Raw genomic sequence first — 13,197 nt, 5'->3', positions numbered from 1 at the left:
TTGAAAATTTTGAAACAGATTATGTTATTATGTTAAAAACGATTCCGTGCATTTCGGCTGTCCTGTTGGGCTTAACTTTATTTGTTTCCTGTGGTTCTGCAAAAGATGTGGATGCCAATCTTCCCAAAGATATCTCCGAAAGACCGGTTGATGAGAGCAGCCAAAAGTACGATCAGGCTCAGCTGGATCAGTTGAGGGCTTCCATCGAATCTGAAGTTACGAAAGAAAAATGTACCAATGCGTCCGCATGGGCATTTGCTCCGATGGGCGCCAAAGCCTGCGGCGGCCCTCAGTTATACATTGCTTATCCGAAGAAAATGGAAACCGTTATTCTGGAAAGAATTAATGATTATACAGAAAAAGTAAAAGCATTCAATCAAAAGTATGGAGTTATTTCCGACTGTATGATGGTCAATCCGCCTACCGGAATCAAATGCATCGGCGGAAAAGCTGAATTGATAAACCCTTAACACATTTTTATATATAAATTCCTACAGGATTTTTCGCTAAGGAAAAAAAGCATTGCCGGATAGGGCAATGCTTTTTGTGAATGGTGAATTTCTGCGAGTGAATGGTGAATTGATTACATTAAAAAATCATTTGCAAAGCAAAATTCAAAATTCAAATCCTTTATTGTCAATTTTTAATTTTAGAAACATATTGTTAATAAATGCATTCATTTGCTCCAAAGGAGCAATATCTGTAGTTTACATGTATAAACCATTATCAGAACTCCATAGGAGTTTTATCTTTTACCATGCTACAGATAGCACACCTACGGCGTGCTGATATCTAATCCATTTGATTTTCGGCTAAACAGATATTATTCCTACGGAATATTTTTTATCAATAGTCAAAACGAAAATTCACTTGCAAAGCAAATTAATGAGCCACAGTAAAAGTCAGTGGTCAATTTCTGAAAGTCAATGGTCAATCCGATACTAATCAACAAAACTCACTTTCGAAACAAAATTAATGAGCCCCAGTTAAATGTCAATAAGTCAATTTCTGCGAGTCAATGGTCAATTTCTACTATTCAAAATTCACTTGCAAAGCAAAATTAATAAGCTACAGTAAAAGTCAATGGTCAATTTCTGCGAGTCAATGGTCAATTTCTACTATTCAAAATTCACTTGCAAAGCAAAATTAATAAGCTACAGTAAAAGTCAATGGTCAATTTCTGTGAATCAATGGTCAACTTTTATTATTCAAAATTCACTTGCAAAGCAAAATTGACTATTCACCATTAACCTTATTCACCGCATTTTCCTTATACCAGGAAGAATATTTTACATAATTGTCTGCAATCCTGTTCACTTCTCCTTCCAGCAATTGGGAATTGATATCCTTGATTTTTCTTGCAGGCACTCCACCCCAGACTTCTCCGGATTTGATGTGCGTTCCCTGTGTTACGACCGAACCCGCACCTACGATTGAGTTTTCTTCCACCAGGCAGTCATCCATAACAATAGAGCCCATTCCGATGAGAACATTATCTTTGATCGTACAGCCGTGAACAATGGCATTATGGCCGATGGAGACATTGTTCCCGATATTTAACGGATGTTTCTGGTAAGTGCAGTGCAGCATGGCATTATCCTGAACATTTACTTTGTCTCCCATTTTGATGTAATGCACATCACCGCGGATCACGGCATTATACCAGATGCTGCAGTCTCTTCCCATCGTGACGTCCCCGATGATCGTGGCGGTTTCCGCTAAAAATGTGTTTTCCCCTATCTGTGGTGATTTTCCTAAAAGTTCTTTGATCAGTGCCATATATTTAATTTGAAAATTTGATAATGTATTATCCTGAAATCAGTTTGGCAGAAATCTGTTTACCTTCCGACTTTCAAATGATGCCGATAGCAAAAATCTAACTTCCGATGCCTGCCTCCTAATTTCTAATTGCGTATTTTTGTATCTCAAATTTAAAGAAAAAATGCGTACTATACTTATAGAGCCAACCGAAAACCCGAAAGTGATGAAATTTGTAGCGGATTACAACCTGATCCCGGGATCTTTGGAGTTGGACAGAGATTCAGATATTTCGGAACTTCCGATCGCACAGGAACTTTTCAATTATCCATTTGTAGAAAGAATTTTCATTACTGCCAATTTTGTGGCCATTGCCAAGCAGGATACGGTAGAATGGGAACATGTAGCAGAAAGCCTGAAAAACGTCATTGAAGACGAACTGCTGGCCAATCCGAGAATTTACCTTCAGAAGAAAAAAGAATTATACCAGATCTATGCGGAAATGACCCCGAATCCTAATGTGATGAAATTTGTTTCCAATAAATTACTGCTTGAAGGTTTCGTAGAGGTAAAATCTCCAGAAGGTGCGGAGGGTGTTCCACTGGCGCAGGCGATATTTAAAGAATTTGATTTTGCCAAGGAAGTTTTTATTTCGGATAATTTCGTTGCTGTAACGAGAGATAACTCCGTAGAGTGGCACCAGGTAATGATGTCGGTTCGTGCATTGATCGCAGAATACCTTCAGAATGGCGGAGAAATTTCCAATATCGAAGCGCAAAAACATGAAAACCCGGTGGAAAAGATCATCAACAGGGATTATACCGACGATGAGCAGAAAATTTCCGACATTTTAAATGAATATGTGGCTCCGGCGGTAGAAAACGATGGTGGAAAAATTTCATTAATGGAATATGATCAGGACAGCAAAACAGCAAGAATGCTTTTACAAGGTGCCTGTTCCGGATGCCCGAGCTCTACGGCTACTCTTAAAAACGGGATTGAAAACATCTTAAAACAATTTGTACCGGATCTTGTAGAAAGAGTGGAAGCCGTAAACGGATAAAAAACACAGGCGATGGGTCATAAGCAATTATCGACAATTACTTATTACCCATTGCTCATTACTTATATTTTATGAAAGGAATTTTATTAGTCAACCTAGGATCACCAAGGTCAACTGCAGTAGAAGATGTAAAAGAATATCTGGATGAATTCCTGATGGACGAGCGGGTAATCGACTACCGTTGGTTTTTCCGTGCGCTGCTGGTACAGGGGATTATTCTTAATACAAGGCCTAAAAAGTCTGCTGAAGCCTATAAAACGGTATGGACGGACGAAGGTTCCCCTCTCATTGTTATTACCGAAAAAATCCAGAAAAAGCTGCAGAAGCTGGTGGATGTTCCGGTGGAAATCGGGATGAGGTATGCCCAGCCGAGCATTGAAGCGGGAATTCAGAAGCTGGTGGATCAGGGAGTTTCGGAAATCGTTCTTTTTCCGCTCTATCCGCAATATGCGATGAGTACTACAGAGACCGTTATTGAAAAAGCAGAAGAAGTACGAAAGGAAAAGTTTCCGAAAATAAAGATCAATTACATCCAGCCTTTCTATGACAGGGATATTTATATCAATTGTCTTGCGGAAAGCATTAAGGAGAAGCTTCCTGAAAACTTCGACGCTTTACAGTTTTCCTATCACGGGGTTCCGGAGAGGCATATCTATAAAACCGATCCTACGAAAACCTGTAACCTGAACGACTGCTGTTCGAGGGAAAGCAATCCCAGCCACAAGTTCTGCTACCGTCACCAGTGTTTTACTACCACCAACAAGGTGATTGAAAAGCTCAACATTCCGAAAGAGAAAACGATTGTTTCGTTTCAGTCACGGTTAGGAAAAGATAAATGGATTGAACCTTATACCGACGAAACGTTGGAAACGATCCCGGGAAAAGGAGTAAAAAACCTGGCCATTGTCTGTCCGGCCTTCGTTTCAGACTGCCTGGAAACACTGGAAGAGATTTCTGTAGAAGGAAAGCACCAGTTTACCCACGCCGGAGGAGAAAGCTTCCATTATATACCCTGCCTGAATGATGAAGACCGTTGGATCGAAGTTGTAAAAACACTTTGCGAAGAAAAGCTCCATGAGTTTTATCTGGTATAATAAAATACATATTAAAAAAAATAAGACCACGGGAATTCCCGTGGTCTTATTTTTTTAAGGTTGTTATCGTATTACTTTTTAATTAAGTTTCCAGCTTTTTGTCCGTTCACAGTGACGATATAGATTCCCGGAAGCATATTGTTTGAAAGCTGAATTTCCACCCTGTTTGCTCCATCCGTTAACTTTACTTTTTCGGAAATTTCTTTTTTACCGGTCAGGCTCACCAATTCCACTACTCCCGCTTCCTGCTTTCCCTTCAAATGAAACGGTGAATTTGTCTGTTGCCGGGTTAGGACTGATAGTGTACAGCAAAGCATCGGTAACAGCAGTTTTTCCTGCGGCAGAAGTTCCGCCGCCTACTCCTACAGCGTTCCAGGCATTGGCAACCTGTGTAACTTCATTACTTCCTGCCCCATACAGATCAGCTGCCGCCTGAAGAGAATAGGTTCTGGCATTCTGATAGGTAGAAGAAGAGGATAAATAAGTGGTAAGCGTTCTGTACGCAATAGCTGCCGCTTTATCCAGGCCGATTCCTGTCACATTGTAGGCAAAACTCTTATCGTTGGTTCCGCTTCCTCCGGTTACCAATAAATAATACCAGAAATTAAGAACGCCTGAATTGGTATGAACTCCACAATAGTCGTTTGATTGTGTAGGACTGGCACAACCCGATGTTGTTGTTGCTTTCCAGTAAGTTCCAAGATAGGTATCCGGCTGGCCGTACGCATTAGGATTGGCCATATCCCGGATCACATAGCTGAAATCTTCCCCTAATTTCCAGCTTGCCTGCTGGGGTCTTGCCCAGCGTTCTATTGAATTCCCAAAAATATCGGAAAATCCTTCATTCAATGCTCCAGATTCTCTCTGGTAGGCAAGGTTGGCTGTTTTAGAGGTCATTCCGTGGGCAATCTCGTGACCGCAGACATCAAGAGCTGTCAATGGTTTCCCTCCGTTTGTCGATGAACTTCCGTCACCATACGTCATTCTGGAACCATCCCAGAATGCATTAAAATAATTGGTAGAATAATGAACGTATGACTTTATAGCAAAATGATTGTTATCGATACTTTTTCTTCCGAATTTCGTGTACAGATAATCCACTGTCATTTCCGCTCCCCAATGGGCATCGGTAGCATATTGATCTTTATTGGAATTAACGTTGTTCCAGCTGTTATCCGCATCTGTAAAATCCACTGCAGAAGAATAGTTGGTCCCTTTCTGCAGATTAAAAGTCTGCACTGCTGTACCGCCGTTTCTTCCGGTTTCTCTTAAACGGTAACTTCCGTTATAAGAATCCGCCGTGATGCTTCTGGTTCCGCTGTAAGCCGTGACAGCCGTTCCCGGACTATTCGCCTCATGGATAATCGCGTCAACTCCCAATACTTTTCCGTCTCTGGCATCTACAAAAACATATTGCCTGCTTACCGGTTTTTCAGCATAGATATCAAATTTATAAGCCAGCTTCAGATTATTTATGTTTTCATCCGCAGGATCAGAATAATAAACAATTTCACCTTTGGGAGCAAAAGTTGCCTGTGGATTATCAGATTCTTTTTTAAGGAAAGATTCTTCTTCTTTATTTTGCCATTTGTACGATTCCGCACCTACAAATGCCAATGCATTCTGTAACGCGATGCTTTCGGAAATTTTAGCGCTCTTATCAAGATTTTTAGGCACTTTAATAATCCAGCTTCCCGATTCTCCTGCAATTTTTCCATCCAGGGTCTGTACAGCCATCATGCCATATTCTACGGGTATATTATTGATGAGCTGCTGAAACCGGTGGGTTTCATATCCCAGTTGATCTTTTTCAGAAGCCATCTTACGGCCATTGGCCAACGACAATTTCTGTGAAACCTCATCAAACAGAACCGGACTTCCCTGAAATACGGGCCGCTCTTTTTCAAATCGGATAAACTCTGCGTGAAGCCCGTCTTTAGCAGGAACGATTCTGGATGGAATATACTGCCCGAAAGTAAAAGAGCATACAGCAACACTTGATAGTAAGATAAATTTCATTTTCATAATAAATATGGATTGGTTTTAAAATAAATTAACAAAAACTTTACATAAAACTAATAAAATAAATGAATATAATTCAACATATTTTACAATAAAATACTTTAATCATAATAACGATTTTAAATAAAATGTTTTTAAATTCTAAAAATTTCAAACGAATCAATCTTTATAATTAAAATTTTAAACCCAATCAACCATTATTAATTAAATATTTTTTCGCTATGCCAGACATTATAATTCATTATTTGTTGAAATATAATCTTAGGATCGTTTTTAAGGTGCAAAAACATTTATTTATACAATTTCACACAGACACCCCCATAAAAAACAACATCAAATCGATAAAAAAAACAAAATATTTAATTTAACCCCTAATATTTTTAAATAAAATTATAAAATTTAAATATTTTCCTTACCTTTACCCCATCAAAACAACATCGTCAACCTTAAAATTTAAAAATGATGAATGCAACTGCCGAAATTCTGAAAAACAAAATTGAAAATTTCAATCCTGAAATGTTAGAAGCTTTTGCACAAATGATGGAAAGCTTTGAAGAAAAAAAGCCGATGGCGATCTCCCAGTTTCATCTTGATGAAATTTTATACAGAATTCAGTTTCACAACGAAAATCCTACTACCAAGCTGGATTTTTACGAAAATCTTTCGGAACTGAAACAATATTGTGCCTAGCATGAAAGTATTGCTCTCGTCCATTGCCAAAAACGACATAAGGCTGCTTATGCGGGTTTTCAATGCGGAAAAAGAAAGTAAAGGAAACGATTTCCTGGAAGGCCTGAAAGAATCGATTGACGGAATTCTTCAGACAAAAGGCCATACAAAACATAAAGAAATATTTGTGAGTACCATGCCGGATTTTCCGGTAAATATTCACTACATCTTCGAGGATGAAGAGAATCTGCTGATTACTGCAATTTTTAAATCTTAAAAACTAATTCCAGACTATTATTATATTACAAACCTCACAGGAAATTCCTGTGAGGTTTTTATGTCATAAAATGATAAGAAAGTAAAATTGTGTTTAAACCTCTATAGTTTAGAAGAGCAATTCCTATGATCACCGCTATCTCACCGGCGTCCTGAATTCTCCATATCCCATCAGCCCATCATAATTCCTTCCGAACGGAGCATAATATAAAAAGGCCTGGTACAGGTTTTCCGTCTGCCAGAAATTCCCGTTGATCTCACCGAAATTCAGGCTTCCGTCAGGGTTTTTGGTCGCTAAGATATAGTTGTAAAAGCCCTGCTTCAGATAAATTCTGGCAACATATTTTTTTGCGGCTTCGTCATACTGCATCTGGTTTTCTTTGCTGGGTATGAAATTATTAAAGCCGCCCAGCACATAAATTTCTTTATCTACCGGTTCAGAATCCAGTGAGAAATGCACCCACGAATAGTCTGCTTCTCTTGCAGCATCCCTTTCACGGCCCAAATCATTTCTCCGGTAATACCAGGCCCCGTTTACATCCGGCTGATACTGGTAGTTCAAGGGAAAAGCCCAAACCGGATGAAGATAAGTCTGGTTTACCCCGTCGATCTGCTCGGCTGCACGAACCATGTCCGCAGCCATGTTCATATTTTTATTGTCGAAGTAATAAAACTCATTATTCCCGGGGAAGACAAGCGACATCTGCTGAAAAAGCAGCTGGTTTCCCAAGGTGGTACTCGCTTTCAGATTTTTCACCGTTTCATTGGGATTGTTGTTCTGCATCACATTCAACGTGATGGAATTCACATTGGAGGATAGATCTCCGGCTTTAGAAACCGCCTTCACCTCTACCCTTTGCTGGGCTTCAGGATTTCTTGCGTCGGCAAACCTGGAAACATTAACAGCAAGAGCAGCTCCGTTTTCCACCAGGTAAAACCTTTTTCTGAACAGGGGTTTATCTGCAGAATCTTTATAAACAATCAGTTCGAAATTTCCGGAGATCTTCGGCTGGATCTTATCATTCGGAAACGTCAGCGTATAATGCGTATACGATTGCAGCGTATTGAAAGAATACTGAAATTTATCCAGGAGGCCGTTCATGCTTCCGTTGGCGATCTCCGTAAAAAACAGATTGTCATCTTCCCAGTTGCGGTTGTAATGTTTGATCGTATACCGGTAAATTTCACTTGCATTGGTAAGGTCGTCGAAGCTCAAAACCAACTGTTGTCCAAAATTAATAACCGGGGTTTCATCATTGGTCTGAGGGTTGAATAACTGGATGCTCTGGATGTTCTGTCCGAAGACCAGTCCGCTTAAAGAAAGTAAAAAGAGTCGCAATGTTTTCATTATGACGAAGATAAAGAAAAATCGCTTACCCCGTAAAACGAAGGGGTTTTTATTCATTAAAAGTTTATTAAAATTTTCAATCCAGCACTTTTGTACCTACCTTTGTTGTTATTAAAAAACATTCAGCGTATGCTTCAGATTCAAGGTTTCGTATTCAATTTTGCGAGCGAGAACACCTATGTCCTTTATAATGAAAATAAAAAAGCATGGCTTTTTGATCCGGGAAACCGGAATGGGCAGGAAACAAAAGCCCTGGAAAATTTTATTGCAGAAAAAGAATTAACCATCGATAAGATCCTTTTGACCCATGCGCATATCGATCATATCCTGGGTTTGCAATGGGCTTTCGACACTTATAAAGTTCCTGTAACGATGCACCGGGAAGACAAAGAAGTTCTGGATATGTTTCAGGTAAGCGGGATGCGTTTCGGGATCGAGCTGGAACATATTGATGTTGAAATTAATTATGTGAACGAGGGGGACGAACTGGATTTTGACGGAGAAAAATTTAAAATCTATCATGTTCCGGGGCATTCTCCGGGAAGCGTGGTGTACCATAATGAAAACCAGAAATTCATGATTTCGGGCGATGTTTTATTTGAAGGCAGCATCGGCAGAACCGATCTTTACAAAGGAAACTATGAACAGCTGATCGAAAGCATTAAAACAAAACTTTTCATCCTTGAAGACGATACCCAGGTGTTATCCGGACACGGAAATCCAACCACGATTGGTTTTGAGAAGCAGTACAACCCGTTTTTAAGATAATGAGATTCTAAAACCTAAATTATATAACCATAAACGAAAATTTTACGAGAATGACATTTTTAGAATTAGCAGAAAGAATTCTTATTGAAGAAAAGAAACCTTTAACAGCAATTGAAATATGGAATATAGCAACTAAAAAAGGTTATGAAAAACAATTAAATTCACAGGGAAAAACACCTTGGGCTACTTTAGGAGCTCAAATATATGTTAGTTCAAAAGATGATTCAAAGTCAATTTTTGCAAAAACAGATTCGAGACCAAAAAAGTTTTATCTAAAATCAATGGCAAGCCAGATAGATTTAGAAGACACTACACTTCCTGAAGATATAATAGTAAATAAAAAGAAAAAATTTGAATATTTAGAAAAAGACTTACATAGATATCTTTCCTATTTCGCCTACTATCATTTAAATTGTTATACAAAGACAATTAATCATAATATTTCAAGCAAAAAAGAATTTGGAGAATGGATACATCCAGATATGGTTGGCTGCTATTTTAGAATGGAAGACTGGAAAAAAGAAGTATATGATTTTAGTAATTCAATTGGAGTAAGAGGAATTGTAATTTACTCCTTCGAACTTAAACGTGAATTATCATTTTCCAATTTACGTGAAAGTTTTTTTCAATGTGTTTCTAATTCCTCTTGGGCGAATGAGTCTTATTTAGTGGCATCAAGAATTTCTGAAAATGATGATTTCATGGAAGAATTATCAAGACTATCAACATCATTTGGGATAGGCATAATTGAACTAAATATTGATGATCCTGATTCATCAGAAATTGTAATCCCTGCTAAATATAAACAAGATTTAGATTTTGAAACAATTAATAAATTAGCAATGAATAGTGATTTTAAGGATTTTATTGAGACTGTAAAGATAGATTTGACTAGTAAAAAAATCCATAAAAAAGAGTATGATTTTGTAGATAAAATCGAAAATTTGAAATCAAAATAAAATTATAATATTGCAAAAACCACCTTATCTTAATAATTAACCTGCCTCATTAATATCTCTAATCGTTTACTAACAGTAAAACTTATTTAGAACGGAATAAAGAAAAAAAAGAAAGCTGTTCTCCGCAAAGAACAGCTTTTATATTTTAAAATTGCAAGTCCATCAGACGAAAAACCAACAACCATCCATTAATAACCATGAACTATTTCCACTTGATATTACATCCCATGCTCGGCTTCTGAATCTCTTCCTGCGGTTCGCCCAGTAAAAGATTTTCAAAAGCAATGATGAGGTCCTCACCGGTTACTTCCTTATGGTTTCCGGGTCTTGAATCATCCATCTGTCCTCGGTAGATCAGATCCAGTTTTTCATCAAAGAAAAAGAAATCGGGTGTGCAGGCAGCGTCATATGCTTTCGCGATGGCCTGGCTCTCATCATACAGATAAGGAAAATCGAAGTTTCTTTCAATCTGGAATTCAATCATCTTTTCCGGAGCGTCTGCCGGATACTTTTCTACGTCGTTAGCATTGATCGCGATAAATTCAATTCCCCTTTCATTGTAATCTTCATAAAGCTCGTTAAGCTTATCAATAACATGAAGTACAAACGGGCAATGGTTGCACATAAAGATGACCAAAGTCCCCTTTTCTCCTTTCAGATCATCCAGTGACTGAATTTCGTTGCTTTTAGACGGGTTTGGCAGTTCAAAAAACGGTGCTTTTGTACCAAGATCGATCATATTTGAAGGCGTGTTCATAACTTTTTCTATTTAACCACAAAGATAAAAATTTCTTTGGTTATATGGCTAGGGAAGATGGAAGCTGAATGCTGGAAGTTTATTCGGCAACATTACAAAAAGTTATATATAATTGTTTGATCACTATTAGTAGGAAATCTGTTTAGAATCCTGCCCCCATCAATCTGGCTGCTAAGCTTTCGTCCTACTAACCCACTGAAAATAAATTGATACGATTGAGTTCACATCAAATATAACCGCAAATGTTCAATTAATTTCTATAACCGCTTAAAAACTAATGACTAACAAAACTCCCAGCATCCATTCTTCCAGCTTCCAGCTCATTTAAAAGTTAAACTTTAAATTTTATTTGGAACTTATATCCAAAAGTTTGTAGTTTTGCTAACACTGTTAGAAATAAAAAATCATGGGTTTACATGAACGCCGTCAGAGAGAAAAAGAAAATATACGTACCAGTATTCTGGATGCGGCATTTTCTCTGGCTAAAACCGAGGGGTGGGCTTCACTTTCCATGAGAAAGATCGCCGATGCCATTGAATACAGCGCACCGGTAGTCTATGATCATTTCGAAAACAAGGAAGCTATCCTCTACGAAATTTCATTAAACGGTTTTCATTGTCTGCACATCGAACTTCTGAAAGCTCAGCAGGCTCACGATACTCCTGAAGACAAACTGAAGGCAATTGTAGATGCTTACTGGAAGTTTGCTTTCAAGAACAAAGAATATTACCAGCTGATGTTTGGGCTGGGAATGCAATGCAGCGGAAAAGGAATGATGAAACAGGAATTTTCCTCATTCCAGGATATGCTTTATGAAGGAACTCTGGAAATTATTAAGAAGAAAGGTTCAAATCCTGATAATGCCTGCCACTCGTCTCATGCCTTGTTTTCAGCAGTACACGGGCTGATTTCCATTATGATGATGCGTAATGACGATATCCCTTCCACCATGAATAAAACGACCCTGGACGAAACCGTTTCGGCTTTTATTAAGTCTTTGTAAATTTTTTTTGAACTTAAAATTAACACCGTTAGGATTATTAACACTCAATTATTTTACTAAAAATTAGAAAAATGTATTAAAATTTCAGCTTGTTACTTAACACCGTTAGTAAAAATAACACATCGTACACCTATCCAAGCCCTATTTCAAACAACCTTAAATTTATTCGCTTATGAAAACAGCTATCTGAAATTGCCTATACCAATTCTTTATATTTTTTAATCAACTATTAACACCGTTAGAAAATATAACAGAATTTACATTAAGAAACATCATTATTAAATCTAACATTTCATTAAAAATTTAAACTCAACATGAAAATATTCGCAAAAACAAGGATTATTGTACTGATGGCCAGTATTATCCTTCTACAAAACTGTACCCAGGCGGCAGAAAGTTCCAGTGCGGCTCCTCCTGCTCCCGAACTTCCCGTTTATACGGTAATCTCTTCTCCTGCGACCGTCTATCAGGAATTCCCGACAGCCCTGGAAGGAAAAAACAATGTAGAAATCAGATCTCAGGTAGATGGATATTTAGACAGGATCTATGTGGAAGAAGGCGCTTATGTGCGAGCGGGACAGCCTTTATTTAAAATCGATTCAAGAAGCTACGGCGAGCAGATGAATATGGCATCCGCCAATCTTCAGGCAGCCAATGCGAATATCCAGAAGGCTAAAGTAGAAGTTGACCGGTTGGAGCCTCTGGTTGCTGCAAAAGTAGTTTCTGATGTCCAATTGAGAACAGCCAAAGCAAATTATGCTGCTGCCGTAGCCGCCGCTTCACAGGCTAAGGCATCCGTGGGAAGCGCACGGATTAATGTAGGATTTACGACCATTACCGCTCCGGTAAGCGGTTATATCGGAAGGATCCCATACAAAAAAGGAAGCCTTATTTCCAGAACCGACCCTAGTCCATTGACGCTATTATCGGATATCAGCGAAATCTATGCGTATTTTTCATTAAGTGAACTGGATTTTATCGCCTTCCAGAAGAAATATCCCGGCGCCACTTTAAATGAAAAACTGAAAAATATGCCGATGGTGGAACTGGTTATTGCAGACAACACCATTTATCCTGAAAAAGGAAAGATGAGCATCGTTGACGGACAGTTCGATAAAACGACCGGAGCCATTAGTGTCCGCGCCGTATTCCCGAATGCCGGAGGAATTTTAAGAACCGGAAATACCGGAAGGGTAAGAATGCCGCAGTTATTTAACAAAACGCTGGTCATTCCACAGGAATCAACGTATGAAATCCAGGATAAAACCTATGTGTATGTCGTTGGAAAGGATAAAAAAGTAACAGGAAAACCCGTGAAAATTTCAGGTAAAACAGACAGCTACTACTTTATCTCCGAAGGACTTTCTGCCGGCGATCATATCGTATTTACAGGACTTGGCACCCTGAAAGACGGAGTTTCCATCAAGCCGAAAGCGATTTCTTCCGACAGCTTGCTGAGAGCAAAACCTTTATAACCGTT

The 13,197-nt window shown here is 38.5% G+C and carries 14 protein-coding genes; 9 read left to right on the top strand and 5 right to left on the bottom strand.

What is annotated here, in order from left to right; genetic code table 11:
- The first annotated feature begins 29 nt into the window (after window positions 1–29).
- Window positions 30–470 carry a hypothetical protein gene (locus QE422_RS06080; RefSeq protein WP_307455943.1) on the top strand — a complete coding sequence of 147 codons (441 nt, stop codon included), beginning with the start codon at window positions 30–32 and terminating at the stop codon, window positions 468–470.
- 766 nt (window positions 471–1,236) lie between these two features.
- Here QE422_RS06080 and QE422_RS06075 read toward each other — a convergent pair.
- The gene (locus QE422_RS06075) at window positions 1,237–1,779 is read right to left on the bottom strand and encodes a gamma carbonic anhydrase family protein (RefSeq protein ID WP_307455940.1); all 543 of its coding nucleotides are present in this window, start codon (window positions 1,777–1,779) and stop codon (window positions 1,237–1,239) included.
- A 163-nt stretch (window positions 1,780–1,942) separates the two neighbouring features.
- Between QE422_RS06075 and QE422_RS06070 the strand changes: the two genes are divergently transcribed.
- The gene (locus tag QE422_RS06070; protein WP_307455938.1) at window positions 1,943–2,821 is read left to right on the top strand and encodes a NifU family protein; all 879 of its coding nucleotides are present in this window, start codon (window positions 1,943–1,945) and stop codon (window positions 2,819–2,821) included.
- Window positions 2,822–2,892: 71 nt separating this feature from the next.
- Window positions 2,893–3,915 (top strand): ferrochelatase, encoded by a 1,023-nt coding sequence (gene hemH, locus QE422_RS06065; protein WP_307455936.1) that lies wholly within the window; start codon window positions 2,893–2,895, stop codon window positions 3,913–3,915.
- A 71-nt stretch (window positions 3,916–3,986) separates the two neighbouring features.
- Here the strand turns inward: hemH and QE422_RS06060 are convergent, their stop codons facing one another.
- Together QE422_RS06060 and QE422_RS06055 are read right to left on the bottom strand one after the other, a co-directional pair.
- A complete protein-coding gene (locus QE422_RS06060) occupies window positions 3,987–4,175 on the bottom strand; it encodes a T9SS type A sorting domain-containing protein (protein ID WP_307455934.1) in 189 nt (62 codons plus the stop codon).
- A complete protein-coding gene (locus tag QE422_RS06055) occupies window positions 4,123–5,934 on the bottom strand; it encodes a M4 family metallopeptidase (protein WP_307455933.1) in 1,812 nt (603 codons plus the stop codon). Before QE422_RS06055 ends, QE422_RS06060 begins: the two co-directional genes overlap by 53 nt.
- Window positions 5,935–6,396: 462 nt before the next feature.
- Between QE422_RS06055 and QE422_RS06050 the strand changes: the two genes are divergently transcribed.
- Both QE422_RS06050 and QE422_RS06045 read left to right on the top strand, forming a co-directional pair.
- The gene (locus QE422_RS06050; RefSeq protein ID WP_307455931.1) at window positions 6,397–6,627 is read left to right on the top strand and encodes a hypothetical protein; all 231 of its coding nucleotides are present in this window, start codon (window positions 6,397–6,399) and stop codon (window positions 6,625–6,627) included.
- A 1-nt stretch (window position 6,628) separates the two neighbouring features.
- Complete coding sequence (locus QE422_RS06045) at window positions 6,629–6,883, top strand: hypothetical protein (RefSeq protein ID WP_307455930.1); 255 nt, start codon at window positions 6,629–6,631, stop codon at window positions 6,881–6,883.
- A gap of 135 nt (window positions 6,884–7,018) precedes the next feature.
- On the opposite strand, the gene QE422_RS06040 is transcribed toward QE422_RS06045, so the two are convergent.
- Complete coding sequence (locus QE422_RS06040) at window positions 7,019–8,230, bottom strand: type IX secretion system plug protein domain-containing protein (protein WP_307455928.1); 1,212 nt, start codon at window positions 8,228–8,230, stop codon at window positions 7,019–7,021.
- A gap of 129 nt (window positions 8,231–8,359) precedes the next feature.
- On the opposite strand from QE422_RS06040, the gene QE422_RS06035 reads away from it, so the two are divergent.
- Both QE422_RS06035 and QE422_RS06030 read left to right on the top strand, forming a co-directional pair.
- On the top strand, window positions 8,360–8,998 hold the full coding sequence (locus QE422_RS06035) for an MBL fold metallo-hydrolase (RefSeq protein WP_307455926.1): 639 nt from the start codon (window positions 8,360–8,362) through the stop codon (window positions 8,996–8,998).
- Window positions 8,999–9,048: 50 nt separating this feature from the next.
- Window positions 9,049–9,957: a COG2958 family protein gene (locus QE422_RS06030; protein ID WP_307455924.1), complete on the top strand. Its 909-nt coding sequence runs from the start codon at window positions 9,049–9,051 to the stop codon at window positions 9,955–9,957.
- 202 nt (window positions 9,958–10,159) lie between these two features.
- Here QE422_RS06030 and QE422_RS06025 read toward each other — a convergent pair whose 3' ends face one another.
- Window positions 10,160–10,714, bottom strand: coding sequence for a thioredoxin family protein (locus QE422_RS06025; protein WP_294297885.1), 555 nt, complete (start codon window positions 10,712–10,714; stop codon window positions 10,160–10,162).
- Window positions 10,715–11,120: 406 nt separating this feature from the next.
- On the opposite strand from QE422_RS06025, the gene QE422_RS06020 reads away from it, so the two are divergent.
- Together QE422_RS06020 and QE422_RS06015 are read left to right on the top strand one after the other, a co-directional pair.
- Complete coding sequence (locus QE422_RS06020) at window positions 11,121–11,717, top strand: TetR/AcrR family transcriptional regulator (protein ID WP_307455922.1); 597 nt, start codon at window positions 11,121–11,123, stop codon at window positions 11,715–11,717.
- 314 nt (window positions 11,718–12,031) lie between these two features.
- The gene (locus QE422_RS06015) at window positions 12,032–13,192 is read left to right on the top strand and encodes an efflux RND transporter periplasmic adaptor subunit (protein WP_307455920.1); all 1,161 of its coding nucleotides are present in this window, start codon (window positions 12,032–12,034) and stop codon (window positions 13,190–13,192) included.
- Window positions 13,193–13,197 lie beyond the last annotated feature (5 nt).

This window comes from Chryseobacterium sp. SORGH_AS_0447 (assembly GCF_030818695.1).
Classification (GTDB): Bacteria; Bacteroidota; Bacteroidia; order Flavobacteriales; family Weeksellaceae; genus Chryseobacterium.
Note: the sequence above shows the minus strand (reverse complement) of the source record. Positions and strands in the feature narration are given on the sequence as shown.

What these genes read in the sequence shown, in the direction of transcription:
- QE422_RS06035 (WP_307455926.1), top strand. Translation starts at nt 8,360, where the DNA reads ATGCTTCAGATTCAAGGTTTCGTATTCAATTTTGCGAGCGAGAACACC.
- QE422_RS06020 (WP_307455922.1), top strand. Translation starts at nt 11,121, where the DNA reads ATGGGTTTACATGAACGCCGTCAGAGAGAAAAAGAAAATATACGTACC.
- hemH (WP_307455936.1), top strand. Translation starts at nt 2,893, where the DNA reads ATGAAAGGAATTTTATTAGTCAACCTAGGATCACCAAGGTCAACTGCA.
- QE422_RS06040 (WP_307455928.1), bottom strand. Translation starts at nt 8,230, where the DNA reads ATGAAAACATTGCGACTCTTTTTACTTTCTTTAAGCGGACTGGTCTTC.
- QE422_RS06075 (WP_307455940.1), bottom strand. Translation starts at nt 1,779, where the DNA reads ATGGCACTGATCAAAGAACTTTTAGGAAAATCACCACAGATAGGGGAA.
- QE422_RS06015 (WP_307455920.1), top strand. Translation starts at nt 12,032, where the DNA reads ATGAAAATATTCGCAAAAACAAGGATTATTGTACTGATGGCCAGTATT.
- QE422_RS06025 (WP_294297885.1), bottom strand. Translation starts at nt 10,714, where the DNA reads ATGAACACGCCTTCAAATATGATCGATCTTGGTACAAAAGCACCGTTT.
- QE422_RS06050 (WP_307455931.1), top strand. Translation starts at nt 6,397, where the DNA reads ATGATGAATGCAACTGCCGAAATTCTGAAAAACAAAATTGAAAATTTC.
- QE422_RS06045 (WP_307455930.1), top strand. Translation starts at nt 6,629, where the DNA reads ATGAAAGTATTGCTCTCGTCCATTGCCAAAAACGACATAAGGCTGCTT.
- QE422_RS06055 (WP_307455933.1), bottom strand. Translation starts at nt 5,934, where the DNA reads ATGAAATTTATCTTACTATCAAGTGTTGCTGTATGCTCTTTTACTTTC.
- QE422_RS06070 (WP_307455938.1), top strand. Translation starts at nt 1,943, where the DNA reads ATGCGTACTATACTTATAGAGCCAACCGAAAACCCGAAAGTGATGAAA.
- QE422_RS06080 (WP_307455943.1), top strand. Translation starts at nt 30, where the DNA reads ATGTTAAAAACGATTCCGTGCATTTCGGCTGTCCTGTTGGGCTTAACT.
- QE422_RS06030 (WP_307455924.1), top strand. Translation starts at nt 9,049, where the DNA reads ATGACATTTTTAGAATTAGCAGAAAGAATTCTTATTGAAGAAAAGAAA.